The sequence below is a fragment of the Sphaerisporangium rubeum genome (assembly GCF_014207705.1).
In the GTDB taxonomy this organism is placed as follows: Bacteria; Actinomycetota; Actinomycetes; order Streptosporangiales; family Streptosporangiaceae; genus Sphaerisporangium; species Sphaerisporangium rubeum.
This window is the reverse complement of record NZ_JACHIU010000001.1, coordinates 3,827,131-3,852,331: the sequence shown is the minus strand read 5'-3', so window position 1 is coordinate 3,852,331 and position 25,201 is coordinate 3,827,131. Positions and strand designations below refer to the sequence as shown.

The window sequence follows — 25,201 nt, the reverse complement described above, 5'->3', positions numbered from 1 at the left end:
AGGCTTAGAGCACCTAACGCAATGAGGCGAGGCGTCGCCAGCAGATGAGTGCGCAGGCGAGCTTGAGGAAGGCTTCGTGGATGTCGGCGCGGATCTCCCAGCGGATGCGCAAGCGCCGGAAGGCGTGCAGCAGGGCGAAGGTCTGCTCGACGACCCACCGTTGTTTGCCCAGGCCGGAGCCATGCTCGGTGCCGCGTCGGGCGATCAGCGGGCGGATCTGCAGCTCGCGGACCAGGCGGCGGTACTTGTCGTGGTCGTAGCCGCGGTCGGCGAGTACCGCATCGGGGCGTTGCCGGGGGCGCCCGCGCTTGCCACGGACTTTGGGGATGGCGTCCAGCAGCGGGCGAAGCTGGGTGACATCATTGCGGTTGGCGCCGGTCAAGATGACGGCCAGCGGGACGCCGCCTGCATCGGTGATCAGATGGTGCTTGCTGCCGGCTCGCCCTCGGTCGACCGGGGACGGGCCGGTCTGCGGCCCCCTTTTAACGCCCTGATCTGCGAGGAATCCACCGCGGCGCGGGAGAGGTCGAGCGCGTCAGCGGCGCGCAGCCGATCGAGCAGCACTTCGTGCAGCCGCTGCCAGACGCCGGAGGCGTTCCACTCGGCCAGGCGCCGCCAGCAGGTCATGCCCGAGCCGAAGCCCAGTTCCTGAGGCAGGTGTTCCCAGGCGATCCCGGTGTGCAGCACGAACAAGATGCCCTGCAACGCCAGCCGATCATCCAGCCGCTTACGCCCCGGATGCCGGAACCGGCGCTGACGCTGAGGCAACAGCGGCTCGATCACCGCCCACAACTCGTCGCTGACCTCCCACGGCTTCAGCTTGGCCACCCGTGGTCCTCTCACTCGGCTACAGCGAGAGATCAAAGCACAACAAAGATCATTCTGTTAGGAGCTCTTAAACCCGCCCATGAGGGGTCGTAAGTAAGAGGCATGCGCCGAGCCGCCAAATGCGTGATCATGGCGACCCCGTCCGACCTTGTCCAGGATCGGGATTTCGTTCCAAATCACTCCGACCCCCTCAACCGTGCGTGCAAGATCGATCGTCGAGCGCTCGCCAAGATGCTCGATCCCGCGCTCCCCCACCCGGACGCAACACGCAACCCTCACGTTGTGCCATTCACTCGCACGGGCGGGACGGATACGGGAAACTGTCCCAATGCCTGCTGAGTACACCCAAAGTGACCAGTTCCGTGGTGCCCGTATCCACCTGAGCGACCTCTCCGGCCTCGAGATTCGCGATTGCGACGTCACCAGCCTGAAGATCGTGGACTGCTATGGGGGCAACGTCTCCCTCGGTGGCGGCTTCGAGCGTGTCGTTGTCAACGACGTCGATGTGACCGCCTACGTCGAGGCCGAGCTCGACCGGCTGCATCCCAACCGGGTGCTGGCCCGTGAGGCCACGTCCGCCGCCGAATACCGGGCCGCTTGGGATGCCATCGAGAAGCAATGGGAGGAGACGCTCGACCGCGCCAGGCGCCTACCCGAGGCGAAGCTGCACGAGCAGGTCGACGGCGAGTGGTCGTTCGTCGAGACGCATCGGCATCTGCTGATGGCCAGCGATGCCTGGATCGGCAACGCCGTGCTCGAGGAGGACGCGCCGTACCACCCGTTGGGCCTTCCTGGCGGCGGGATACCGGCCGAAGCATCGGCGAAGCTCGGGCTCACCCTCGATGCCACCCCGACGCTCGACGAGGTACTCGCGCCGCGGCTCGCCCGCATGGCCACAATACGCCGGGTCGTCGACGAGCTCACCGAGGCCGAGCTCGACCGGGTATGTGGTCGCAAGCCGGCCGACCCCTACCCGGACAAGGAGTACGTCGTGCGCCGCTGCCTCACAGTGGTGTCCAAGGAAGAAGCCGAGCATCACCGGTATGCGGTCCGCGACCTCACCGTGCTCGAGGCCGGTGCCCGAACCGAGTGAAGGCGCGTCCCGGCAACGGACGGCGATCTCGCGATCCTGCGCTTGACCAGCCCATCTTGCTGCCGGAGCCCCTCATCGCACCCGCACTGCCCAGCCAGGGCGCGGTGCCGACCGGCGAGGTAGTCACGACCGGTTACGGAAAGACGAGCAATGCGGGCTTCCCCAACGAACGACGCGAGGTCTTCCTCGATGTCACGCCGAGGTGGACCTGCGAAGGCATCCACCAGTTCGTGAAGCCGATCACGCCCGGAATGAACTGCACCCGCAAATCCGGCCAGACGGCTCGAGCATGCGGCACTGGGTGATGTCGTCATCGGAATCGACTCCTGAAATATCTCTGGCCAGTGCGGCAACCGACCTATCCCACCGTGAATAGGAGTGTTTCTCAGCACCGAACCTGGATAAGCGGCAACGTGGGGAGGCAGCCGGCGGTTCATCCCCCTGCCTTCGGCCGGAACGCGAGGCGGCGGGGCGCCTGCACGCGATAGCTGTCCGTCACCAGCTCGGCAACCTCGACCCAGTCCGTCTCGTCGTCCAGCACCATTCCCACGACGTTCACACCCCAGTCGGCCCGGAAGAACGGATGGCCGGCATGCGCCAGCGCGGCCAACTCCCCGGGCGGCGCCCGGAAGGTCATCAGGATGGCCGGATCGTCCATATCGATGTACGCCGACCCCCTCACGTCGGTGGTGTAGACGTGCAGGAACGTCCGCCGGCGAATCCGCCACCGCAAGCCGATCCACGCCGGCTCCTCGTACGCCTCGGGCAGCTCCCCGCAGATCACCCGGAGCCGGCCCACAACGGCGGGTGGAACGTCCGCGATGTCACTCATCCATACCTCCCGCGCCCATCCTGCCCGCCGGGTAGGACATCAGCACATCAGAGTCTCCGGGGTTGGCGGGGCCGCGCCGACGTCATAGGACAATCGGGGCCTGGGCGCGCGCTTCACGTGGCCGATCTTGACGCCCTGGATGGCACGCCGGTGCTGGACATCAAACCGTACATCCGCGAGTTCGCGCCGCAGGACGAGGCACGGCAAGCCCCCTGGGCAACCAACCTGATGCATCAGTACTACTAAAACTGGATCGCGGGTCCCGGAAGATCTCGTCCCACAGAACCGGTCGGCTGAAGGCTGGGCCCGCGAGATCACTTCCGGTCGATCCCGGCGGACGTTTCATAGACGAGCACACATGAAACAGTTCTCATGCCACACCGCCCGGTTCCGGCTCGTCCCCTCGCTCGCCAAGGCCCTGACGGTTGTCACCCCGCCGATCCGCAAGCCGGGCACTCCGTGGGTCGAACTGCCCCGCCCCGCAAGCTCCGGGGCCGAGCTGAGCGGGCACGTCCGGATCGGGTACGCGCGCGCGTCCACAGCCCGACAGTCGCTCGACACCCAGCTCGACTCTCTCACCGCCGCGGGCGTGACGAAGATCTTCTCCGAGAAGATCTCAACCCCGCGCCGTCAGTCGTCACGAGCTCGACCGTGCGGTGGAGTTCGCGCGGGAGCTGCGGGCCGCCAGCCTCGGTGTCACGCTAGTGGTCCACGAGCACAAGCGCCTCGGACGCGGACTGGCCCTGGCTGAGCTCGCCGAGCAGCTCATAGTCCTATGGCGTCGCCCTGGAATTCCTCACCGGCGAACTTCAGGGCAACCACGACCCGTCCGGGATCGTGTTCACCGTGCTCGCCGCGCTTTCCGGGATGGAACGCGAGTACATCCGCGACCGCACCCTGGAAGGCCACGAGTCAGCCCGTACCCGCGGCCAGACCATCGGCGGCGCCACCGTCACCGACGACGCCATGCTCTCCCTGGCCCTCCACCTGCGCGAGAAGAACCTCAGCCTGCGCGAGATCGCGGCCGAACTCGTCATCACCAAGGGCAAAAGAAGGGCCGACATCCCTCACCCGCGACCGTCCTGCGGATGCTCCGCCAACACGACGAAGCCGATGAAGATCATTCTCACCGCTAATGGCTGTACCGCTGTTCCTCAACCCCGACCTCCGCCAGCGACACCAGGCATTCCTTACGCCGTTGGGACGCCAGCGCATCCCATGCACTGCGATCCAGCCGGAAGAACTGCTCGAGCTCTGCGGCGGAGGGCTCTTCAGGGAAACGGCCATAGCGGGCGATCTGTTCGTCGGAGAGGAATTCGAACGGCATGGCCCAGGAACGCGAACCCCGCTACCTGCCCAAACAGACGCTGTCACCGAACCGGTACGAAGATCAACTCTCTACCGCTGATTTCTGCACTCAGCCTCCTCGTAGGCCGAACGGAGCCCTGCCAGGGACGATACGTCCACCGGAACCGTCCCGGCGGGGAGCCTCCACCTGACCGCCGCCGGCCGGGGCTTTCGGGGTCAGGCGGTCACCTTGTCCACGAAGGAGAACAGGTGGGAGCGGGTGCGGGCCACCTTGTCCGCCACGGTGAGGGACTCCTCGACGATCTCGGCGCCGGGTGCCTTCCGCTTGCCGCGGGTGTAGAGGGAGCAGGCGAGGTCGGTGCACAGGTACTGGCCGACGGTGTTGCCCTGGCGGCCGGGCTCGCCGGTGCGGCGTGCGGTCATCAGGGCCACGCCGCCGCTGGTGTGGGTGGTCAGGCAGAGCGAGCACATGCTGCGGTTGGTGAAGTTGCGTGACGCGCCGGAGGTGACGCGCAGCGCGATCCCGACGAGCGTGTCGTCGCGCTCGGCGACCAGGTAGGCGCGGTCGGGGGCGCCGGGATCTCGCCAGCCGAGGAAGTCCAGGTCGTCCCAGGGACGGTCGGCCAGATCCCTCGGGAGGTCGAGGCGCTTGGCCTCACCCTTGGAGCAGTTGACGAACGACGCGCGGATGTCTTTGTCGGTCACGGGTCTCATGAGAAGTGAAGCTAGCTTTTCTTAAGGCTAGTATGCAAATACTTAAAGGCTGTAAGGAAGGTGATCCATGGCGCGTGCGGGAGTGACCGCGGAACGGCTGACCCTGGCGGCGGCCGAGCTGGCCGACGAGATCGGCTTTCCCAACGTGACCCTGTCGGCGCTGGCGCGCAGGTTCGGGGTCAAGCCCGCCGCGCTGTACTCCCACGTCAGGGACGCGCGCGATCTCCGGAGCAGGGTGGCCTCGCTGGCGCTGGCCGAGCTCGCCGACCGGGCCGGCGCGGCGCTCGCCGGTCGTGCGGGGAAGGACGCGCTGGTGGCCTTCGCCAACGCCTACCGCGACTACGCCAGGGAGCACCCCGGCCGGTACGCGGCGGCGCAGAGCGAGCTCGGCCTGGAGACGGTGGACGCCACGGCGGCGCGGCGGCACTCGGACATGACGCGGGCCATCCTGCACGGCTACGGGCTGCCGGAGCCCGGCCGGACGGACGCGATACGCATGCTCCACTCCACGTTCCACGGGTATGTGAGCCTGGAGGCGGCGGGGGGTTTCCGCCGTCACCCGCGCGGGGCCGACGTGTCGTGGTCACGAACCCTGGACGCTCTCGACGTGGCCCTCAGGAACTGGCCGGACAGCTGAGTCATCACAGGGCCGCTCGCCGGAATGTCGGGGCCGTGCGGCATCCTCGTCGCGTGGGGACGCTCCAGGTCCTCCGGCGGAAGGGAAGCTGAGACATGGCAGAGGTGTTGCTGTTCCACCACGTGCTCGGGCTGACGTCCGGTGTGCGCGGCTTCGCCGAGCGGCTCAGGCAGGCCGGTCACACCGTGCACGTCCCCGACCTGTACGAGGGCCGGACCTTCACGTCCCGCGACGCGGGCCTGGCCCATGTCCGGAGCCTCGGGTTCGACACGATCATCAAGCGGGGCGGCGCGGTCGCGGAGGACCTGCCGGCGGGGCTGGTCTACGCGGGGTTCTCCATGGGGGTGCTGCCGGCGCAGATGCTGGCCCAGACCCGGGCCGGGGCCAAAGGCGCGCTGCTGCTCGAGTCGTGCATACCGGTCTCGGAGTTCGGCGGCACGTGGCCCGAGGAGGTGCCGGTGCAGATCCACGGCATGGAGAACGATCCGTCCTTCGCCGGTGAAGGAGACATCGACGCGGCCCGTGAGCTGGTCCGCACGGCTCCGGCCGCCGAGCTGTTCCTGTACCCGGGGGACCGTCACCTGTTCACCGATCCGAGCCTGCCCGCGTACGACGAGGCCGCCGCCACGCTGCTCACCCGCCGTGTGCTCGCCTTCCTCGACGGCGTCGGCTAGCGGTACGGCACGAGGCACGCCGACGGGGCCGTCCGGGGAAAGACCCCGCCGGCCGCGCAGGGGCTGTCACCTCCGCGTCACTCCGGCAGGCGTCACTCCGGCAGTACGCCGGCGACGACCCCGGCCACGACCTTGACGACGGCCCCGGGCTCCGGCGGGGTGCTCGTGCGGTCGGCGAACAGCAGGTGGCCGGCGCCGATGAGGGTGGGGGCGAGGGTGGCGATGTCGGCATGCGGGGTGAGGCGGCCGAGATCGCGCTCGGCGGTGAGGTAGGTGGCGATCATGGCGGTGGCCTCCGCCAGGACCGGCACGCCGGACGGCCGGACCGCACGCAGTCGCGCACGCAGTTCGTCACGCGAGGTGATGAGGCTGACGACGGCCACGGCGACCGTGCCGAACACCTCCGTCAGCGCGCCGGCCAGGTTGCCGGTGACGGTCCCCGTCCCCGCGACGTCGCACAGGGCCGCCGCCTGCGCCTCGATCCGCGCGATGCGGTCCAGCACGAGCTCGGTGAGGAAGGCGTCGAAATCGGCGAAGTGCCGGTGCAGCACACCTTTGGCGCAGCCCGCCTCGGTGGTGACGGCCCGGCTGGTCAGCGCGCTCGGGCCGTCCCTGCGCAGGATCCGCTCGGCCGCGGCGAACAACTGCTCGCGTACGTCCCGGATGGCCACCCCAGTCGGCACCGGCATGTTCCTTCTGGTCGACGAGTGGGCAGTCGCCCACTAAGGTGGGCACATGCCCACTTTACCGGACCCGCTTCCGCAGGAATCCCACCAGGCGAGGCAGATCGCCGAGTCGTTCGGCACCGACGCCGAACGCTACGACCGTGCACGTCCCGACTATCCGGCCGCTCTGGTGGACCGCGTCGTGGCCGCCGCGCCGGGGACCGACGTGCTCGACGTCGGGTGCGGCACCGGCATCGCCGCCAGGCAGTTCCAGGCAGCCGGCTGCCGGGTGCTCGGCGTGGACCCCGACGCGCGGATGGCGGACCTCGCCAGGCGCGCCGGCGTCGAGGCCGAGGTCGCGACGTTCGAGACCTGGGACCCCGCCGGCCGCATGTTCGACGCGGTCGTCGCCGCGCAGGCCTGGCACTGGGTCGACCCGGTCACCGGAGCGGACCGAGCGGCACGCGTGCTGCGTCCCGGCGGGCTGTTCGCGGCGTTCTGGAACGTCTCGCACCTGCCGCCTGACCTCGGCGAGGCCGTCGCCGAGGTGTACCGCCGGGTGCTGCCGGACTCCCCGATGGCCGGCGGCGCGACCCCCGGCGGCGTCGTGTCCGCCACCGGGGGGTACGAAATCCTCAACACCAAGGCGGCCGACGGCATCCGGCAGACGGCCGCGTTCCACGACCCGCAGGAGTGGCGGTTCGAGTGGGAACGGCCCTACACCCGCGACGAGTGGCTCGACATGATCCCCACCACCGGCTTCCACACCCGGCTCCCGCAGGACACCTTGCGTGAGGTGCTCACCGGCCTCGGCGCCGCCGTGGACGCGGCCGGAGGCGGCTTCACGATGCGTTACACCACGCAGGTCCTCACCGCGGCACGCCTCGGCTGACTACCTGGGGGTCAGCAGGCAGAACTCGTTCCCGTCCGGATCGGTCATCAGCACCCGGCCGTCCCGTCCGGTGCCGGCCCGCGTCGCGCCGAGGGACACCAGGCGATCCGCCTCCGCCTGCTGGTCGCCGCCGGCAGGCGGGGCGAGATCGAAGTGCAGCCGGTTCCTGCCGATCTTCTCCGCCACCGGCGGACCACCCCAGGTGATCTTCGGTCCGCCGTGCGGGGAACGGATCGCGGTCTCCTGGTCCTGGTCCCAGACCAGCGGCCAGCCGAGCGCCTCGCTCCAGAAGTACCCGACCTCCTGCGTGCCGTCGCTCGCGAGGGCCCCGACGAACCCGCACTCGGCGAGGAACTTGTTGTCCGGCCCGATGACGCAGAACTCGTTCCCCTCGGGGTCGGCGAGCACCACATGATCGACATCCGGCCCCTGCCCGATGTCGATGTGCCGCGCACCGAGCTCCAGCGCTCTGGCGACCGTCCGCCGCTGGTCCTCAAGGGACGTGCTGGTCAGGTCGAAGTGGGCCTGGTTCGGCCGGGTCTTCTTCTCCTCCGACGGGAGGAACCGGAGCTGGAACCCGGTGTCGTCGTCCGGCTGGAGCACGAAACCGCCGGCCGGATCGGCCGTCGTCCAGCCGAGGACCCCGGCCCAGAACCGTGCGAGCCCCTGGGGGTCGTTCGCGTCGAAGCACAGGGCGATGAGCTGGGAAGGCATGGCGTGTCTCCGATCCGCTGACGTACCGGCGCGGACCAGGCCACGCCGGGGCCTGACCGGGGTCACGCTAGCCCGCCGCCGGACGGCGACGCCAACGCTTTTCCCTGTCTGCCCTGAATCACAGGACCGCGCCTGTGCCTTGCCGGGTGCGCCGGCGCGGCGCGGGAGGCTCGGGTGGGGGTCGCCGGCTGTGGCGTTCCAGCTCGATCGCCACCGGTCCGGCGACGAACGAGGAGGACGCGGTGCCGATCACGATGCCGGCGATGAGCGCGATGGCGAAGTCACGCAGGCTGTCGCCGCCGAAGACGGCCAGCGCGCCGAGGATGAAAAGCGCGCCGAGACCGGTGTTGACGGTACGTGGCACGGTCTGCAGGATCGCGGTGTTCACCACGTCGGGGAACCTTGCCTGCGGCCGGGCCTGCCACAGTTCGCGGACACGGTCGAAGACCACCACCTTGTCGTTGATGGAGTAGCCGATGACGGTCAGCACGGCGGCCAGGAAGACTCCGTCGACGGGCTTGCCGAGCCAGGCGAACAAGCCGATCACCGCGAGGGTGTCCACGACGAGCGCGACCACGGCGGCGGTGCCGAACGTCCACCGGAACCGGAACGCCAGGTAGGTCAGCTGTGCCGCCAGCGCCACGGCGAGCGCGATCAGCGCGTTGCGGCGCAGCTCGTCACCGAGGCTCGGGCCGATGAGTTCGTCGCGCTGCTTGGTCACCTCGCCGAGCCGCGCGTCGAGCGCCTGCTCCAGACCGGCGACCTCGTCGGCGCTGATCTGGCCGGCCCGCACCGACACGCTGGTGCCGGTGGCCTGCACGGTGGCGGACGGGTGACCGGCCTCGGTCACCGCCTGCCGTGCCGCTTCGGCGTTCACCGGCTGCGCCGCGGTGAACTCGATCATGCGGCCACCGGTGAACTCGACGCCGAAGTTCAGCCCGTGCAGGACCAGTCCGGCGACGGCCACGGCCACCAGGGTGGCGGCACCGGCCAGCCATCGCCTGCGCCGGTTCATCAGGCGCGGTTCCCGCCGCGTGATCCAGTCCCGGACCCGGCCCCGCGACGTCAGCCCCGACCACCGGGTCAGCCGCGGCCCGGCCCTGCCGGTGAGCAGAAGGTGGGTCAGGACGCGGGTGATGAGCATGGCGGACGCGAGCGAGGCGAGGACGCCGATGGCCAGCGTCACGCCGAACCCGCGCACCGGCCCCGAGGCCAGCCAGAACAGCAGACCGGCGGCCAGGAGTGTGGTGATGGTGGAGTCGGCGATGGCGCTCCAGGCGTTGGCGAAGCCGCGGTCGAGCGCGGCCCGCAGGCCACGGCGCGGAGCCCGGCCGTACTCCTCGCGGGCCCGTTCGAACACCAGCACGTTGGCGTCGACCGCCATGCCGATGGCCAGGACGAATCCCGCCAGGCCCGGCAGGGTGAGGGTCGCGCCGAGCGCGAGCAGCGCGGCGTAGGAGATGAGTCCGTAGGCCGCCAGTGCGATGATGGCCGTCAACCCCGCCAACCGGTAGACGACGGTGATGAACAGCGCGGTGAGCAGCACGCCGGCGATGCCTGCCTTGGCGCTGGCCTCGATGGCCTGCGCGCCGAGGGTGGGGCCGACGGTGCGCTGCTCGATGAGGCTGAGGGGAACCGGCAGGGAACCCCCCTTGATCAGTACGGCGAGGTCCTGCGCCTGCTGGTAGGTGAACGAGCCGGTGATCTGGGTGGATCCGCCGGGCATGCCGGCCTGGCAGGGGGTGTCCACGTCGACCTGAGGCGAGGAGATGATCTCGTCGTCGAGGACGATGGCGACACGCCGCCGAGGGTCACCGGGGTCGTGACACGCGGCGTCGCCGGTCAGCCGCCGCCAGGCGCCGGCGTCGCGGAAATCGACGGTGACGAACCACCCGGCCCCCTGCTGCGGGTCGTTGCGCGCGGCGGCGTCGCTCACCCCGTCCCCGGCGATCGCGACCGGGCCGAGCCGCAGGCGCTGCCCCGACTCGTCGGCCAGGACCGTCCCGGAGGCGCCGGAAGCGCCGGCCGGGCCGAGCACGGGGTGGAACGCGAGCTGAGCGGTCTTGCCGATGACGGCGGCGGCCTGGCGGGGGTCGAGCACGCCGGGGAGCTCGACGATGATGCGCCGCTCACCGGAACGCAGCAATGTGGGGTCCACCACGCCGAGCGCGTCGGCGCGCCGCCGCAGGACGTCCAGGGCACGGTCGGTGGCCTCGGCGTCGGCCCTGGCGGTGGGGGAGTCGCGGGTCTCGAAGACGAGCTGGGTGCCGCCACGCAGGTCCAGACCCAGGCGCGGCGACATACTGAAGATCAGGAACAGTGCGGTGGCGACCATGACGAATGCCGCCACCGCGCGCCACAACGGCGCACGGGACATGAAAGCCTCCACGGGCTGTCGAAGAAAAAGGACGTCAGCGCGTCGTGGAGGGTGGTCCTCGTGCCGGAGCCCGGCGCGCGGCCGGTCCCGGCGTGGGGACGTAGGGCTCGCCGGCGGTGGTGAGAGGCCGGATGCCCGCGGCCGTCCGTCCGGTGGACGGCAGCACCGCCGGCGGCAGAGGTGCCGCCGGCGACCCGGCGGCGAGGTGCGGCCGGGAGTGGGCCGCGTCGTGACCGGCGTGCAGGACGGGCCCGGCCCAGGCGACAGCCGATTCCGCCGTGACAGCGGGTCCGGTTTGTGCGGCGGCCAGGTGGACGCCGCCGGGTCCGGGCCCCAGCAGGAAGGCCGACAACAGGACGGCCAGGAAGGCGGGCAGCCTGCTGCGCACGTCTCCTCCTGGCTGGTCGAGCGGTTCTTGCCGCCACCGTACCCCGGCCACGGCGCGGACGCGTCCGGTCAGGACCTGGCCGCCGTCCCGCCGGTCGTCTCGTTCACCACCACCGAGGCGCGGTCGTTCAGGGTCTGCGGTCGCGGAAGGTGCGGCGCAGGTCGGTCACCCAGGCGCCGGGGTTCTCCCAGGGGATGAAGTGGCCGCCGTGGTCGTGCGCGTTGACGTTGACGTGGTTGAACCACGCGGCCTGCGGGCCGCTCATGAACGCCTGGACGCGCTCGGCGGCGGTGTGGATGCCCGGCGGGTTCTCGTACGTGACGAAGGTGATGCCGACGGGGGCCCGCACGACCGGGGTGCGGTCGTGGGAGGGGGTCCAGGGGTGGCGGTTGGCGTTGGCGTAGTACCGCATCGACGTGGCGATGGAGTTGTTCACCCAGTAGATCGTGGCGTGGGTGAGCAGGTCGTCCTTGGTGAAGACGGACTCGACGTCGCCGCCGTTGTCGCTCCAGGCGGTCCAGCGTTCCAGCAGCCAGGCGAGCAGTCCGGCGGGTGAGTCGCTCAGGCCGTGCGCCAGGGTGGCGCCGTCGAGCATGTGCACGGCGAGGTGCACCGCATGACGGTGGTCGAACTCGATGATCCGAGCGCGGACGTCGGCCGGCTGGTCATCGGTGAGCGGCCGGTTCCTGGCGAAGTCCCACGCGCGGGGGCCGGTGAAGAAGTCCAGCGGCAGGCCGGAGCCGATGTGGATGCCGTACAGCTCGTCGGCGTACTTGTGGCCGAGCTGGCTGGAGACGATCCCGCCGATGTCGCAGCCTCCGGCGGCGTACTTCTCATACCCCAGGGTCTCGGTCATCAGGGTGTGCCAGAGGTCGGACACCTTCCAGAAGTTGACGTCGGGGAAGCCGGTGAGCGGACCGGGGAAGCCGAAGCCCGGCAGGGACGGCACGATGACGTCGAACGCGTCGGCGGGGTCACCGCCGGACGCGGCCGGGTCGGCGAGCGGGTCGATCACCTTCGACCAGTGCCAGAACGTCCACGGCCAGCCGTGGGTGAGGATCAGCGGGATCGGGTCCGGGCCGCGGCCGGGCTTGCGCATGAAGTGCACCGGGACCCCGGCGACCGTCGTCCGGTAGTGCTCGTAGGTGTTCATCGCGGCCTCGGACTTGCGCCAGTCGTAGCCGTCCCGCCAGTAGGCGACCAGATCACGCATGTAGCCGGCCGGTACGCCGTAGGACCAGTCCTCGTTCCCCTCGTCCAGTGGCGCACGGGTCGACGCGAGCCGTGCGCGCAGGTCGTCGAGGACCTCGTCCGGCACATGGATCGGGGTGGGCTCCAGGGGGAAGGCCTGTGGGCTGGTCATGACGTCGATTATTCTCCCGTCATCGAGGCCGTCATGGATCGGTACACCGCCTCGGACGCACCCGGTCGGGACGCGCTGCCGCTGATCACCATCCATCCCGCGCTCGACGCCGCGGAGCAACGCGCACCGGCACCGTCATCGGTGAGTTCCCGCCTCACCCCGGCGACGCGAAGCGCACGGTGACGGACAGGCCGCCTTCTGGGGGTGCTGCGGCGGTGAGGGTGGCGTGGTGGGCCTTGGCGACGGCGTCGACGATGGCGAGGCCGAGGCCGTGACCGCCGGCTGTGCCGCTGCGGCCGGCCGGCAGCTTCTGGAAGGGGTGGAAGAGGCGCTCGACCTGGTCCTCGGGGATGACGGGGCCGCTGTTGGCGACGGTGAGGACCGCCTGCGTGCCTGAGGACACGGTGGTGATCCGCACGTGGCCGTCCGCGTGGTTGTGGCGGATGGCGTTGTCGATGAGGTTGGCGACGAGGCTTTCGACCAGACGCGGGTCGCCGGTGGTGGTCGCCGGTGCCAGGTGGCAGGTGAGGCCGACGCCGGCTTTGGCCGCCTGGCCGCGGCGTGTGGCGAGCACCGTCTCGGTGACGCCGGCGAGGTCGAGGGTGTCGCGGCGGGTGACGCCGCGTTCGCTGGTCGCGAGGGTGAGCAGTGCCTGGACGAGCCGTTCCTGGTGGTCGCCGAGGGCCAGGGCCTCCTGGCAGGCCGCTCGCAGGGTGGCGGTGCCGGCGTCGGGGTCGGCCAGGGCCACTTCGAGGAGGGTGCGCAGGCCGGCGAGCGGGGTGCGCAGCTCGTGGGAGGCGTTGGCGACGAAGTGGCGTTGCGCGTCGAAGGACGCCTGCAGGCGCGCGAACAAATCGTCGAGGGTGTGGCCGAGCTCGGTCAGCTCGTCCGTGGGCTCGCCGAGGTCCAGGCGGCGGTGGAGGTTTCCGGCGGAGATGCTGGTGGCGGTGGCGGTGATGGTGCGCAGCGGGTACAGGAACCGGCCGGCGACGTACCAGCCGAGCGCCAGGGAGAGGGGGATGAGCAGGACCAGTGCGACGGCGGAGCCGGTGAGGAGCTGAGGCAGGCTGATCCCGGGTGCGGGTGCGGGCCCGGCGACCACGCTCGGTGCGGGCAGGACCGCGGGCCTGGTCACCTGGACGGTGGCGAGCGGAAGGTCGACGACCATGAGCACCAGCACGCCGGCGGCGTACACGCCTGCCGCGTAGGCGAGCGCGAGCCGCTTGCGCAGGGACCTTCTGGCGAACCGCCGGGAGGTCATGACGGTCCGATGCGGTAGCCGCCTTCGCGGACGGTCTCGATCACCGGCGGGTCGCCGAGCTTGCCGCGCAGCCGGTGCACCGCGTGCTTGACCGCGCTGGTGAAGGGGTCGGCGGCCTCGTCCCAGACGCGTTCCAGCAGTTCCTCACTGGAGACGACCCGGCCCGGCACGCCGAGCAGGCATTCGAGCAGCGCGAACTCCCTGGGGCTCAGTTCGAGGCGCCGGCCGGCCCGGGACGCGACGCGGCGGGCCGGATCGAGGGTGATGTCCCCGTACGCCAAGACAGGCGGCAGGGGAGGGGTGGCGCGGCGGGCCAGGGCACGGACGCGGGCGACCAGTTCGGCGAACGCGAAGGGCTTGGGGAGGTAGTCGTCGGCGCCGAGGCTCAGCCCGTCGACGCGGTCCTCGATCGTGCCGGAGGCGGTGAGCATCAGTACGCGGCTCGGGCAGCGGCCGCCGGCGAGGCGCCGGCAGATCTCGTCGCCGTGCACCCCCGGCAGGTCGCGGTCGAGGATCACCACGTCGTACCGGGTGACGGCGAGCCGGTCGACGGCGGCGGTCCCGTCCAGGACGACGTCGACGGCCATGCCTTCGCGGCGCAGCCCGGTGCCGATGGAGCGGGCGAGGATCTCGAAGTCCTCGACGACGAGGACCCTCACCGCCGGCCGCCGCCGGTCGTCGTGCCGGACCGTCCGGCGGGTCGAGGAGCCATGCGTCCACGATGCCAGACCCCGGGTTCCGGCCGGGTCGCACCGGCCGCGACCGGGTGGGAACCCGGGGCCGCGTACAACGGGTCGGCATGAGTTCAACTACGGCTGACCGATCCGGCCCGCGGGCCGGACGAGACGATTTCCGCCGATCCCTGCGTGAGGAGTGGGCCAGGTTCCGTTCCGCGCGCGGCTGGACGTTCGCCATGGCGGCGTCCGTGCTGGTCACCGTGTCGCTCGGCCTGCTGGTCGCCGGAGGGGTCCGCAGTACGTGTGCGACGGGGAAAGGCGAGGGTCCCTGTCCCGCGCCGTTGCGGGGACCCGACGGCACGGCGGTGCGGGACAAGTACTTCTTCGTGCACCAGCCGCTCACGGGGAACGGAAGCATCACGGCCCGCGTGTCGGACATGACCGGTGAGATGCGGATGCCGGATGTCGTCCCCGGGGAGCGGAACATCGCCAAGGGGATGGTGCCGTGGGCCAAGGCCGGGCTCATCGTCCGGCACAGTCTCAAGCCCGGCACACCGTACGCCGCCGTCATGCTCACCGGCGGCCACGGCGTGCGGATGCAGGACAACTACGTCCACGACAGGGCCGGCGGTCCGGGTGACGGCCCGACGTGGCTGCGGCTGACCAGGTCCGGCGACACCGTCAGCGGCTACGAGTCCGGCGACGGCAGGACGTGGGCCGAGGTCGGCACGGTCGAGCTGCCGGGGCTGCCGGACACGGCCGAGATCGGGCTGTTCGCCACATCGCCAGGCGTGCTGTGGGAGAGGGCACAGGCCTTCGCGCAGGTCACCGCCACCTTCGACCAGGTCACGGTACAAGGCGCCGGTGGCTTGTGGCGGCATGACGACGTCGGGGCCGTCATGGAGGCCGACGGCAGGACCCCGCACCACCCCGGCGGGGTCGTGGCGTCCGGCGGCAGGTTCGTGGTGACCGGCAGCGGTGACATCGGGCCCGCCACGATGGAAGGTGGTATGCGGGCCGATCTCACGCTGATCGGCGGCGCCGTGGGGTTGATCCCGGTGCTCGTGGCGGCGGTGACGTTCGTCACGGCCGGCCATCGGCCCGCGGGGACCGGCACCGGTTCGCCGGCGGGGTCGCATCCGGCGCGGCGGACGGCGGCCCAGGCCGTGGTGATCGGCGCGGTCGCGTTCGCGGCGGGGCTGGTGACCTCGGGGATCGTGGTCCCCACCGGCCTGGCGCTGCTGCGCGCCAACCAGAACCCGATCCAGCCGATCACCCTGCTCACCGGGTTCCGGGTGGTCGCCGGGTACGCGGCGCTGACCGCGGCCGCCGCCGTACTGGCTCTGGGTCTGGCCGCGCTGGTGAGACGGAGTGTCGTCGCCGCCGGTCTGGCTGTGGCGCTGGTCGTCGTGCCCTGGTTCCCGGCGTCGGCGGGCATCGCGCCGTGGCTGCTGGTGGTCACTCCTGCCGCCGGGTTCGCGATCACGCAGAGCGTCCCCACGTTCGCGCACGTGGACGTCGGCTCGTCGCTGCTCGGGGGGTACTATCCCCTGCCGCCATGGGGAGGGTTGGCGGTGACCTGCGGATACGCCGCCGTCTGCCTCGCGGTGGCGACGGCCGTGCACCACAGGAAGACGTCGCGTCAGGTGCAGTCGTAGGCACGTGACCGCGCTCCGGCCGCCTCCGCACACGGTTGGCGGACACCAAGGTAGGCGTGCAGGTCGGCGGCACCCTGGAGCATGGCGCGGCCCCGGGCCGACAGGCGGGCCTGCCAGTCGCGCAAGGTGGACTCCAGCGGCGCCACGCCACCGGCGGCGCGGACCTGAGCGATCAGGGGGGCGATCTGGTCCAGCAGGTAGCCGCCGCGTCTGAGCTGGTGCGCCAGCCGGACGTCGCGGACGTCCGCCGCGCTGTAGACGCGGTAACCGGTGCGCGGGTCACGGCGCGGCTGGACCAGGCCGGCGTTCTCCCACTTGCGCAAGGTGGCGGGCCGCAGGCCGAGCCGTCGCGCCAGCGGGCCGATGAACGTGTCGCCGCGTTCCTGCGGCACGGGGGCCAGGTCGCGGAGCGCGGCGTCGACGGCCTGCAGGGTGCGGCGGTCGTCGAGGAGCCGGCCGTGGCTGTCGTCGATGAGCCGCAGCGCGTCGTCGATGGCGCCACGGTTGACCGCCTGCATGATCGAGGTGGCGGTCTGGTGACCGTGGCCGGGCACCAGGGAGAGGAACGCGCGCAGGGCCTGCGCGTGCGTCGCCGTGTAGACGCGGTAGCCGTGGAAGGTCCGCTCGGCGGCGGGGAGGATGCCGGCGTCCTCGTAGTTCCTGATCGCCTGGGTGGACAGGCCGTGCTCGCGCGCCAGGTCCACCGGTCTCATGAGTGCACCACCCTTTGAGGGTCCGTCGCCACCGGAGCGGGATTTCGTCGGCCAAGCCTACACCGGTGGTTCAAAGCTACGGTTGAAGGTATGGACATCAAGGACACGGCACGGCCGCTCGACGGTCCAGGGATCTCGGCGTTCCTGCGCTCTCGTCCCGCCAGGCCCCTGCTGCTCGGCCTGGGTGAGGCCAGGCACTTCGTGGACGAGCTGGGGGAGGTGCGCAACGAGGTCTTCCGCCATCTGGTCGAGCATGAGGGATACCGGTCGTTCGCCGTCGAGAGCGACTGTCTCATGGGCCTGGTGGTGGACGACTACGTCACGACCGGCGAAGGAACGCTCGACGACGTCATGGAACGCGGTTTCAGCCACCGTTTCGGCACGTGGCCGGCCAACCGCGAGCTCGTGCGCTGGATGCGCGCGTACAACGAGGACCACGACGCCAAGCTCAGGTTCTTCGGGTTCGACGGCCCGCTGGAGTACTGGGCCGCGAGCCCCCGCCAGGCGATCACCGGGCTGTACGACCTCCTGGACGGACCCCTGCCCTGTACCAGGGAGACGCTCGGCACGCTGCTCGGCCCGGACGACCGGTGGTCGGACGAGGCGACCGTCATGGACCCGTCGCGGTCGATCGGCCGGTCCGCCGACGCCGAGCGACTGCGGCTGATCACCGACGACCTGGTGGCACTGCTCGACACGCAGCTACCGCGGCTCGACGCGCACGACCGGGACCGCGCCACCCTGTACGGCCGCACCGCGACCGGCCTGCTCCGCTACCACCACTGGATGGCCGACACCTCCCCGGTGCGGGTGTCACGGCTGTCGGCGCTGCGGGACGCGATGATGGCCGCCAACCTGCGCGCGATCGCCGGACACGGCCCGGCACTGGTCTTCGGCCACAACCTGCACCTGCAGCGCGACAAGAGCGCCATGTCCTTCGGCGACCTGACCCTCGACTGGTGGGGTGCCGGAGCGATCACCGCGACCCACCTCGGCGACCGCTACGCCTTCCTCGCCTCCGCTTTCGGCACACTCGGCGACGACACCCCGCCGACCGGCACCATCGAGGGCATGCTCTCCGCACTCCCATGGGACCACTCCCTGGTCGACACCCCCCACCTGGCCGAGCTCCTCCCCGAAACCCCACCGCGTACGACCGACGATTTCGCCTATTTCCCCCTCGACCCCGCTCATCTCGCTCTGATCGACGGTCTCGTCTTCCTCAAGCGGGCCGTGGGAGGCCGGCCCGCTTGAGACGAGAGCCCTCGTCGTGATCAGGAGCCGACCTGGCCGGTTCACGAGCCAAGCCACCGGGCCGATGCGTGCGCCGGAGGTCTCAACCGCCGTTCGCGGCTCTGGCGGTGGCTGCGGCGTGCTCGTCGGCGGTCAGGCCGCGGTCGGGGAAGTGGCGGTGGATGTCGTACTGGTCGTCGGCCCACTGCCGGTAGGCGCGCCGGACGGTCGGTTCGTCGGTGGCCATGATGCGTGCGATGTCGGCCCAGGTGACGCCGGCGAGCAGTGCGTGGTGGACGTTGGAGGGGTGGCGCACGGTGCGCGCGATGCTCTCCGCCAGCGCCAGCAGCTCGATGTGCTCGGCCACGGTGAGCGGAGGACGGTCGTCGGCTCCGTGCCTGGCCGGGTCGTAGACCCCGCGTTCCACCAGCTCGACGCGTGCGCGGGCCGAGGCGTCCTTGGCGGCCAGCTCGTTGTAGCGCTCGAGTTGCCGGCTGACAGGCATGTCGTAGCGAGCGTCGTGCCAGGTCGTGCTGTGCTCAGGCGTGGTCATGACGAGTTCTCCAGTGGCGCGGGTCAGCCGGACAGGTGGGGGTCGTAGGAGCGATCCTGCCTCAGGCCGGTGAGACCGGTGGCCGGATACCTCAGTTCCCCGGGATGGATCTTCCGGCGGTGAAGCGCGGGACCGGAGCGCACGGACCAGGCCGACCGGACGGCCCTCACGCGGCCGGTGCGCGCGTCCGTCGATGAGGTCTCACGTCCGTCGCAGATAACTTGCGGGAAGTTCCATTCCCGTGAGTTGCTAAGCCTGGTGGACGCGCAACGGATCACCTTTTTCGATTATTGATTTCTGGAAATTAGAAAATCGCTAGAGTAGGTGATCGTGACGACGGACGAGCGGGACACCAGTACAGGCGGCGAGAGCCCCGGTGCGGCCGGGGACGGAAGTGCCAGGGTGCTGGTGTGCCGGCACTGCGGGGCGATGATCGGGCGAAGCGGGGGGAGGGGGAGGCCGCGGGAGTACTGCCTGGAGAAGGACTGCCAGGCGGCGGCCAAGAAGGAACGGGAGATGCGCCGGGCCACGCCGGGGCTGGAAGGCGCGCTGGCGCGGGCCGAGGAGCTGTACGAGCGCATGGAGAAGGGGCTGGCGGCCGCGGTGGCGCCGCTGGCGCAGGTGCTGGCGCAGGAGCTGAGCCCGGCGGGGGTGGAGGCCAGGGTCAGCGCGGTGCAGGCCGAGGCGCACACGCGGGTGGCCATCGCGCGTACCGAGCGTGAGCAGGCGTTCGAGCAGGTGCGGCTGGCCAGGGAGGCCACCGAGCACGCGCGCAGGGAGCGTGAGCAGATGCGCACGCGCATGGACGAGGCGCTGGCCGAGCGTGACACCGCGCTCGGGGACGCCGAGACCGCGCGCGAGCAGGCACTGGCGGCGCTGCGGGAGGCCGCGGCCACCGAACGGCGTTCCCGCCAGGCCGCCGAGGAGGCCGGACGCCGGGCCCGCGCCGCGGAGACCGAGCGTGACCAGGCGGTACGGCGCGCCGGCGAACGTGAGGAACGGGCCGCGGCGCAGGTCCGCGAGGCGCGCGCCGAGGCGGAGGACGCCGGCCGGCGGGCCGGACGGGCCGCCGCCGAGCGCGACACCGCGCGCACCGACGCCGAGATGTCACGGCGCGCCAGAGCCGAGGCCGAGCAGGCGGCGGCCGCCGCCATCGCGCGGGCCCAGGCCGCCGAAGCCGAACGCGGCCGCGCGCACGACCGCGCCGAGGCCGCCGAGCAGGCGCGCGCCGACGCGCTGGCGCTCGCGGCCCGCTCCACCGCCGAAGCCGCGCAGTCCGCCGAGCAGGCGGCCGGTGCGGCCCGCCGCGCCGAGCAGGCCGAACGGCAGGCCGGCGATCTGGTGCGTGCCGCCGGAGCCGAGGCCGAGGAGCGGATCGCCGAGGCCCGCCGGGGTGAACAGGCCGCGGCCGCCGACCGTGACCGCCTCGCCGCGCTGCTGGAGGTCGAACGCGCACGGGTCGAGGACCTGCGCGCTCAGGTCACGACCTTGCGCGAGGAGTCCGCCGCCTTGCGAGAACGCGCCGTCACCGCCGAACTCAACGCCGCCGCCACGCCACGGGAGCCGTGACGAGTCCAGCGGATCGGCCCTCCCAGCGAAGGAGCTACCACCTAAACAGGATTGACCGGTAGCAAAATGCGGTCTAGTTTCCTGTCAAGGACAGGAAGACTCACGACGGATACGGCGGAGCCGTCCACCAACGGAGCCACGGTGGTCGTCACCGCCGAGGAGGCGGCATGCCAGAACGGTTCGGGAGCAGACCGGCGATCGTCGCGCTGATCGCGCTGGCCTTGGCGGCGTTCCTCTACGTGACGACCGAGTCGCTGCCGATCGGCCTGCTGCCGCTGATGGCGCGGGACCTCGGGACCAGCGCGTCGGCGGTCGGGCTGCTGGTCACCGGGTACGGGCTGGTGGTCGTGGTGGTGACGCTTCCGCTGACGCGGATGACCCGGCGGATACCCCGGCGGCGGCTGCTCTGCGTGCTGCTCGGGGTGTTCGCGCTGGCGACGTGCCTGTCGGCCGTGGCGGGGGACTACTGGCTGCTCATGGGTGCGCGGATGGTGACGGCGCTGAGCCAGGCGGTGTTCTGGGCCGTGGTGACGCCGGCCGCGGCGGGACTGTTCCGTCCTGAAGTGCGCGGGAAGGCCATGGCCGTCCTGTACGCGGGGGCCTCCAGCGCCGCGGTCGCCGGGGTGCCGGCCGGTACGTGGCTCGGGCAGCAGGCCGGGTGGCGGACGGTGTTCCTCGTGCTCGGGGGGCTCGGGCTGGTGGTGCTCGCCGTGGTCGCGGCGGTGCTGCCCGGCACGCCGGCGGGTCGCGGCGCGGCGGACCGGGGCAGCGCACCCGATCGCGGCCGGTACCTGGTGATCGTGGCCGGCACGGCGACGGCGGTCACCGGCGCGTTCGCGGCGTTCACCTACATCGGCCCGTTCCTGACCGAGGTCAGCGGGTTCGCCGAGTCGTCGATCGGCCCGCTGCTGCTGGCGCGCGGCGTCGCGGGGGTGGCCGGCGTGGTGGTGGCCGGCTACCTGGCCGACCGGCACGCCTGGCACACCATGGCGGGGCTGACCGGCCTGCAGGCGCTGGCGCTCGCCGCGCAGTACCTGCTCGGCGGCTCCCCGGTCGCGACCGTCGCCGCCGTCGCGCTGTCGGGCTTCACGATGTCGGGCCTGACCGCGGTCCTCGGGTCGCGGGTCCTGACGCACGCTCCCGGCACGTCGGACATGGCGAGCGCCGGGATGTCCACGGCGTTCAACGTCGGCATCACCGCCGGCGCGTTCCTCGGCGGCGTGCTGCTGCCTCTCGCGGGGCCAGGCGGCACGGTGCTGGCCGGGGCCCTGCTCAGCCTGGTGGCGTTCGCCGTCATGCTGGCCGAACCCGCCTTCTCCAGCAGAGCGGCCACCGTCGCCTCGCCGCGGTTGGGGCACGCCGGGACCAGGTGACCGGTCGCGCGCATTTCGCAACCGACATAAGTACTTTAGGGGGTAGCATGCACGTCATGCGACCCGACGTGTGGCAGCTTCCCCTGGTCGGCGGACACCCGGCGTTCGATCTGGTCAACACCGTCGAACCGCGCGACGGCGCGCCGCCGCACGACCACCTGTCCGGCCCCGCCGCGTTGCTGGGCTGGACGGTCGCGGCCGGCCTGATCGACGGCGACGAGGCCGGTCGCGCCGGTCAGGTGTGGCGCGACGATCCCGTGGCCGCCGAGGCGGGACTGGCCGCCGTACGGGACGTCCGCGAGTCCCTGCGCCTGGTGATGTTCGCTCTGGTCCCCGGCGGCGAAGCCCCCGCTGACCCGGTCGCCACCGGGGCGGCGCTGGTCAGGCTGCACGAGCGGTGGGCCGGAGCGGCCGGACGCGCGGCGCTGGTGCTCGGCGGCGGCGACCGTCCCGGGGTGCGCCTCACCTACGGCACGGTACCGGCGATGCTGATCCCCGACCGGGTCGCCGAAGCCGCGCTCGACGTGCTGCGGACCGCCGACCTCACCCGGGTGCGCCGCTGTCCCGTGGCCGACGGCGGCTGCGACTGGCTCTTCCTGGACCACAGCCGCAACGGCTCGCGCCGCTGGTGCAGCATGGCCGACTGCGGCACCAGCGCCAAGGCCCGCCGCCTCACCGAACGCCGCCGCGCCGCGCGCACCGGCGCGTGACCGAGGCCGGCGCCACCGCGCCTGGCCGCCGATCAGATCTTGACGACGACCTTGCCGGGGACATGGCCCTGCTCGACGTAGCGGACGGCGTCGGGGATCTCCTCGAAGGGGTAGACGCGGTCGATGACCGGGGTGACCCTGCCGTCGGTGACGTAATCGGTCAGCGTGTCCAGGTTGGCCTTGGTGGTGGGACAGCCGATCACCTCGACCAGGCCGACCCGCTGGGACACCAGCGCGCCGAGCGCCAGCGAGAAAAACGTGTACCCCACGGGCTGCAGCCAGCGGCCGCCGTCGCCGCCGACGATCACGTAGGTGCCGTCCGGGGTCAGGGCCCGGCGGCACGACGGCAGCATGCGGTTCCCTGCGATGCCGATGACCACGTCGTACCGGCGGCCGGCCTGGGTGAAGTCCTGTTCGGTGTAGTCGATGACGTGGTCGGCGCCGATGGACCGCACCAGGTCCACGTTGCGCGGGCCGCACACCCCGGTGACCTCGGCCCCCATGGCCCTGGCCAGCTGCACCGCGAACGTGCCGACCCCGCCGGAGGCCCCGTTGACCAGGACCTTGTGCCCCGGCCGCACGCGGCCGACGTCACGCACGGCGAGCAGCGCGGTGCCGCCGGCCAACGGCACCGACGCGGCCTGTTCGAACGACAGGTTCTCCGGCTTGTGCGCCAGTTCGCTCGCCTCGACACAGGCGTACTCGCCGAAGCCGCCGCTCTCGGCCAGCGCGTACACCTCGTCACCGGGGGAGAACCCGGTGACGTCCTTGCCGATGGCCTCCACCACGCCGGCCACGTCGGCGCCGAGGACGGCGAACTTCGGCCGACGCAGCGGGAAGCCCCCCATCAGGCGCGCGACGTACGGCTCGCCGCGCATGTGGTGCCAGTCGTAGGGGTTGACCGACGTGGCGTGCACCCGGACCAGCACCTGCGAATCGCCGGGGACGGGGACGGGGACGTCGGTGAGGGTCAGCTTGTCGGGTGAGCCGAAGGACGGCAGGACGAACGCCTTCATCGTGGACTCCTCGTGGGGTCGGGCCCTGCTCGCCGGGCCTGATGACGTCGAGGTTAGAAAGGCACCCCCGTGGTGCTCATCGGCCGAAAGTACGCCTGACCGGCCGCCGGACGGCCGGTCAGCCGCGGCCGTCCCCCACGCGGCCGGTCTGGTAGGCCCACATGGCGACCTCGACCCGGTTGCGCGCGCCGAGCTTGGCCATGAGGCTCGCGATGTGGGTCTTGACGGTGCTGAGCGTGATGAACAGCTCGTCGGCGATCTCGTTGTTGGTGAGGCCGCGTGCCACGGCGGCGAGGATCTCCTCCTCCCGGTGGGTGAGCTGCTCCACCGGGACGGCCGCCGACGCCGACGGGCCGGTGCGCGCGAAGGTGCCGAGCAGACGCGCGGTGACGCTCGGGGCGATGAGCGCGTCGCCTTCGGCGGCGGCGTGCACGGCCTGCGACAGCAGGGCCGCGCCGGCGTTCTTCAGCAGGAACCCCCGTGCGCCGGCCCGCAGCGCGGCGTAGACGTACTCGTCCAGGTCGAACGTGGTGATCACGACGACGGCCAGCGGGTTCTCGACGCCGGGGCCGGCGAGCGCGCGGGTGGCGGCGATGCCGTCCAGGCCCGGCATGCGGATGTCGAACAGGCACACGTCGGGCCGCAGGCGGCGGGCCAGCTCGACGGCGCGCCGGCCGTCGGCGGCCTGGCCGGCCACCTCGATGCCGGGTTGCGCGTCGAGGATCATCGCGAGGCCCGTGCGGACGATCTCCTGGTCGTCGGCGACCAGCACCCGGATCGTCATGCCGCCACCCGCGGCAGCACGGCGGTGACGTGCCAGCCGCGGCCCTCGGCCGGGCCCGCCTCGCAGGTGCCGCCGAGCAGCGCGGCGCGTTCCCGCATGCCGACCAGGCCGTAGCCGCCGGTGGACGTGGCCGGGCCGCCGTCGCCGTCGTCGCCGACGTGCAGCCGTACCGCGGTGTCGTCGGCGGTGACGCGGACCTGGACGCGGGTGGCGTGCCGTGCGTGCCTGCGCGCGTTGGTGATCGACTCCTGGGCCAGGCGGTAGATCGCCGCCGACAGCGACGGCGGCAGGTCCTCAAGGCCCGGGGCTATCTCGACCTCGACGGCCGGCCCGTCGCGGCTCTGTCCGGCGAGGTCGCGCAGGTCGGCGAGGCTCCGGCCGGGGGTCAGGTCGGCCGGCTGGTCGCGGCGCAGCACGCGGACCATGGCGCGCATCTCGTCCAGCGCGCGGGCCGCCTCGGCCTCGATGACCCGCAGCGCGTCGGCCGCGGCCTCGGGCCGGGACTGCGATGTCGCCAGGCCCGCCTGCGCGCGGATCGCCATCGCCGAGACGTGGTGGGCCACGGTGTCGTGCAGGTCGCGTGCGAGCTGCTCGCGTTCCAGCAGCTTGACCTGGTCGATCTCGCGGGTCCGTGCTCTGGCGCGGTACCGCAGGGCCACCCCGGACGCGCCGCAGGCGGCCATGGCGGCCAGCACGCCGCCGAGGTCGGGGGCGGTGAGCCGGCCGGAGACGACCGACAGCGCGACCGAGACGAGCATGACGCCGAGCCCGGTCACGGCCTGGGCTCCCGACCCCCACCGGAACAGCGCGTACACCACCAGCAGCAGGTACGCCTGGGTGTTGGTGCTGACGTTGTCGCCTCCCGCCAGGAGCGGGACGACGCTGGAGGACGCGAAGACGATCAGTATGACCGTCAGGGGCCGGGTGCGGCGCCACAGCAGCGTGGGGATCAGCGCGATGGTGACGGCCACCGCGAGGACGCGGTGCGGCATGTCGGGCCGTACGGCACCCTCGATCAGCGCGACCGGGACGAGCACCGCCACAAGAGCCCAGTCCCGCCACACCCGTCGCGGCGGATCGGGGGGAGGAGGTTCGTCCCACAGGGAACGCAGGAGGCCGCGCACGCCATCATGGTACGGAACGCCGACCCCCTGCGTACCGGGACAAAG

The 25,201-nt window shown here is 71.6% G+C and carries 28 protein-coding genes; 11 read left to right on the top strand and 17 right to left on the bottom strand.

Going from position 1 to position 25,201, the window contains the following annotated elements:
- Positions 1-13: 13 nt before the first annotated feature.
- A protein-coding gene (locus BJ992_RS16595) for an IS5 family transposase (protein ID WP_425503720.1) occupies positions 14-819 on the bottom strand; the annotation gives its coding sequence in 2 pieces (ribosomal slippage) (positions 14-471 and positions 471-819; 807 coding nt in all).
- A 337-nt stretch (positions 820-1,156) separates the two neighbouring features.
- Between BJ992_RS16595 and BJ992_RS16590 the strand changes: the two genes are divergently transcribed.
- Both BJ992_RS16590 and BJ992_RS16585 read left to right on the top strand, forming a co-directional pair.
- Positions 1,157-1,921 carry a DinB family protein gene (locus BJ992_RS16590; protein ID WP_184981960.1) on the top strand — a complete coding sequence of 255 codons (765 nt, stop codon included), beginning with the start codon at positions 1,157-1,159 and terminating at the stop codon, positions 1,919-1,921.
- Positions 1,922-1,977: 56 nt separating this feature from the next.
- The gene (locus tag BJ992_RS16585) at positions 1,978-2,226 is read left to right on the top strand and encodes a S1 family serine peptidase (protein ID WP_184981958.1); all 249 of its coding nucleotides are present in this window, start codon (positions 1,978-1,980) and stop codon (positions 2,224-2,226) included.
- 128 nt (positions 2,227-2,354) lie between these two features.
- On the opposite strand, the gene BJ992_RS16580 is transcribed toward BJ992_RS16585, so the two are convergent.
- Positions 2,355-2,753 carry an MmcQ/YjbR family DNA-binding protein gene (locus tag BJ992_RS16580; protein WP_184981956.1) on the bottom strand — a complete coding sequence of 133 codons (399 nt, stop codon included), beginning with the start codon at positions 2,751-2,753 and terminating at the stop codon, positions 2,355-2,357.
- Between the two features lie 84 nt (positions 2,754-2,837).
- Here BJ992_RS16580 and BJ992_RS16575 point away from each other — a divergent pair, with 84 nt between their 5' ends.
- Positions 2,838-2,999 (top strand): TrmO family methyltransferase domain-containing protein, encoded by a 162-nt coding sequence (locus tag BJ992_RS16575; protein WP_184988273.1) that lies wholly within the window; start codon positions 2,838-2,840, stop codon positions 2,997-2,999.
- Positions 3,000-3,665: 666 nt separating this feature from the next.
- On the opposite strand, the gene BJ992_RS16570 is transcribed toward BJ992_RS16575, so the two are convergent.
- The 3 genes from BJ992_RS16570 to BJ992_RS16560 form a co-directional block, all read right to left on the bottom strand.
- Positions 3,666-3,824: a hypothetical protein gene (locus BJ992_RS16570; RefSeq protein ID WP_184981954.1), complete on the bottom strand. Its 159-nt coding sequence runs from the start codon at positions 3,822-3,824 to the stop codon at positions 3,666-3,668.
- Positions 3,825-3,885: 61 nt separating this feature from the next.
- The gene (locus BJ992_RS16565) at positions 3,886-4,080 is read right to left on the bottom strand and encodes a DUF4158 domain-containing protein (protein ID WP_184981952.1); all 195 of its coding nucleotides are present in this window, start codon (positions 4,078-4,080) and stop codon (positions 3,886-3,888) included.
- A 197-nt stretch (positions 4,081-4,277) separates the two neighbouring features.
- The gene (locus BJ992_RS16560; RefSeq protein ID WP_184981950.1) at positions 4,278-4,775 is read right to left on the bottom strand and encodes an FBP domain-containing protein; all 498 of its coding nucleotides are present in this window, start codon (positions 4,773-4,775) and stop codon (positions 4,278-4,280) included.
- A 67-nt stretch (positions 4,776-4,842) separates the two neighbouring features.
- On the opposite strand from BJ992_RS16560, the gene BJ992_RS16555 reads away from it, so the two are divergent.
- Both BJ992_RS16555 and BJ992_RS16550 read left to right on the top strand, forming a co-directional pair.
- Positions 4,843-5,412 carry a TetR/AcrR family transcriptional regulator gene (locus BJ992_RS16555; RefSeq protein WP_184981948.1) on the top strand — a complete coding sequence of 190 codons (570 nt, stop codon included), beginning with the start codon at positions 4,843-4,845 and terminating at the stop codon, positions 5,410-5,412.
- Positions 5,413-5,507: 95 nt separating this feature from the next.
- Positions 5,508-6,086, top strand: a complete 579-nt coding sequence (locus BJ992_RS16550; RefSeq protein WP_184981946.1) for a dienelactone hydrolase family protein — start codon at positions 5,508-5,510, stop codon at positions 6,084-6,086.
- Between the two features lie 92 nt (positions 6,087-6,178).
- Here BJ992_RS16550 and BJ992_RS16545 read toward each other — a convergent pair whose 3' ends face one another.
- Positions 6,179-6,769 carry a TetR family transcriptional regulator gene (locus tag BJ992_RS16545; RefSeq protein WP_184981944.1) on the bottom strand — a complete coding sequence of 197 codons (591 nt, stop codon included), beginning with the start codon at positions 6,767-6,769 and terminating at the stop codon, positions 6,179-6,181.
- 52 nt (positions 6,770-6,821) lie between these two features.
- On the opposite strand from BJ992_RS16545, the gene BJ992_RS16540 reads away from it, so the two are divergent.
- Complete coding sequence (locus BJ992_RS16540) at positions 6,822-7,643, top strand: class I SAM-dependent methyltransferase (protein ID WP_184981942.1); 822 nt, start codon at positions 6,822-6,824, stop codon at positions 7,641-7,643.
- On the opposite strand, the gene BJ992_RS16535 is transcribed toward BJ992_RS16540, so the two are convergent.
- The 6 genes from BJ992_RS16535 to BJ992_RS16510 form a co-directional block, all read right to left on the bottom strand.
- Positions 7,644-8,357: a VOC family protein gene (locus BJ992_RS16535; protein WP_184981939.1), complete on the bottom strand. Its 714-nt coding sequence runs from the start codon at positions 8,355-8,357 to the stop codon at positions 7,644-7,646. It abuts the gene before it with no gap.
- A 118-nt stretch (positions 8,358-8,475) separates the two neighbouring features.
- Positions 8,476-10,734 (bottom strand): protein translocase subunit SecD, encoded by a 2,259-nt coding sequence (gene secD, locus BJ992_RS16530; protein ID WP_184981937.1) that lies wholly within the window; start codon positions 10,732-10,734, stop codon positions 8,476-8,478.
- Positions 10,735-10,768: 34 nt separating this feature from the next.
- Positions 10,769-11,122 (bottom strand): hypothetical protein, encoded by a 354-nt coding sequence (locus tag BJ992_RS16525; protein WP_184981935.1) that lies wholly within the window; start codon positions 11,120-11,122, stop codon positions 10,769-10,771.
- Positions 11,123-11,249: 127 nt separating this feature from the next.
- Positions 11,250-12,485, bottom strand: a complete 1,236-nt coding sequence (locus BJ992_RS16520) for an epoxide hydrolase family protein (protein WP_184981933.1) — start codon at positions 12,483-12,485, stop codon at positions 11,250-11,252.
- A 154-nt stretch (positions 12,486-12,639) separates the two neighbouring features.
- Positions 12,640-13,746 carry a sensor histidine kinase gene (locus BJ992_RS16515; RefSeq protein ID WP_184981931.1) on the bottom strand — a complete coding sequence of 369 codons (1,107 nt, stop codon included), beginning with the start codon at positions 13,744-13,746 and terminating at the stop codon, positions 12,640-12,642.
- Positions 13,743-14,405, bottom strand: coding sequence for a response regulator (locus BJ992_RS16510; protein WP_184981929.1), 663 nt, complete (start codon positions 14,403-14,405; stop codon positions 13,743-13,745). The genes BJ992_RS16515 and BJ992_RS16510 overlap by 4 nt, the downstream gene beginning before the upstream one ends.
- A 140-nt stretch (positions 14,406-14,545) precedes the next feature.
- On the opposite strand from BJ992_RS16510, the gene BJ992_RS16505 reads away from it, so the two are divergent.
- The gene (locus BJ992_RS16505) at positions 14,546-16,081 is read left to right on the top strand and encodes a DUF1349 domain-containing protein (RefSeq protein ID WP_184981927.1); all 1,536 of its coding nucleotides are present in this window, start codon (positions 14,546-14,548) and stop codon (positions 16,079-16,081) included.
- Here BJ992_RS16505 and BJ992_RS16500 read toward each other — a convergent pair.
- Entirely contained in the window at positions 16,066-16,794 is a 729-nt protein-coding gene (locus tag BJ992_RS16500; protein WP_184981925.1) for a TioE family transcriptional regulator, read from the bottom strand. The two genes, BJ992_RS16505 and BJ992_RS16500, sit on opposite strands and share 16 nt — an antisense overlap.
- Positions 16,795-16,884: 90 nt before the next feature.
- On the opposite strand from BJ992_RS16500, the gene BJ992_RS16495 reads away from it, so the two are divergent.
- Positions 16,885-18,048 (top strand): erythromycin esterase family protein, encoded by a 1,164-nt coding sequence (locus BJ992_RS16495; RefSeq protein ID WP_184981923.1) that lies wholly within the window; start codon positions 16,885-16,887, stop codon positions 18,046-18,048.
- An 82-nt stretch (positions 18,049-18,130) separates the two neighbouring features.
- Here the strand turns inward: BJ992_RS16495 and BJ992_RS16490 are convergent, their stop codons facing one another.
- A complete protein-coding gene (locus BJ992_RS16490) occupies positions 18,131-18,580 on the bottom strand; it encodes a hypothetical protein (protein ID WP_184981922.1) in 450 nt (149 codons plus the stop codon).
- Positions 18,581-18,910: 330 nt separating this feature from the next.
- Between BJ992_RS16490 and BJ992_RS16485 the strand changes: the two genes are divergently transcribed.
- The 3 genes from BJ992_RS16485 to BJ992_RS32900 all read left to right on the top strand — a co-directional run bounded on the left by BJ992_RS16485 (position 18,911) and on the right by BJ992_RS32900 (position 22,232).
- On the top strand, positions 18,911-20,149 hold the full coding sequence (locus BJ992_RS16485; protein ID WP_246496673.1) for a coiled-coil domain-containing protein: 1,239 nt from the start codon (positions 18,911-18,913) through the stop codon (positions 20,147-20,149).
- A gap of 167 nt (positions 20,150-20,316) precedes the next feature.
- Positions 20,317-21,522: an MFS transporter gene (locus BJ992_RS16480; RefSeq protein ID WP_184981920.1), complete on the top strand. Its 1,206-nt coding sequence runs from the start codon at positions 20,317-20,319 to the stop codon at positions 21,520-21,522.
- Positions 21,523-21,578: 56 nt separating this feature from the next.
- Positions 21,579-22,232 (top strand): CGNR zinc finger domain-containing protein, encoded by a 654-nt coding sequence (locus BJ992_RS32900; protein ID WP_184981918.1) that lies wholly within the window; start codon positions 21,579-21,581, stop codon positions 22,230-22,232.
- Between the two features lie 32 nt (positions 22,233-22,264).
- On the opposite strand, the gene BJ992_RS16470 is transcribed toward BJ992_RS32900, so the two are convergent.
- The 3 genes from BJ992_RS16470 to BJ992_RS16460 form a co-directional block, all read right to left on the bottom strand.
- Positions 22,265-23,248, bottom strand: a complete 984-nt coding sequence (locus tag BJ992_RS16470) for an NAD(P)-dependent alcohol dehydrogenase (protein ID WP_184981916.1) — start codon at positions 23,246-23,248, stop codon at positions 22,265-22,267.
- Positions 23,249-23,366: 118 nt separating this feature from the next.
- Positions 23,367-24,032, bottom strand: coding sequence for a response regulator (locus tag BJ992_RS16465; protein WP_184981914.1), 666 nt, complete (start codon positions 24,030-24,032; stop codon positions 23,367-23,369).
- Positions 24,029-25,156 (bottom strand): histidine kinase, encoded by a 1,128-nt coding sequence (locus BJ992_RS16460; RefSeq protein WP_184981912.1) that lies wholly within the window; start codon positions 25,154-25,156, stop codon positions 24,029-24,031. The genes BJ992_RS16465 and BJ992_RS16460 overlap by 4 nt, the downstream gene beginning before the upstream one ends.
- Positions 25,157-25,201: the final 45 nt, after the last annotated feature.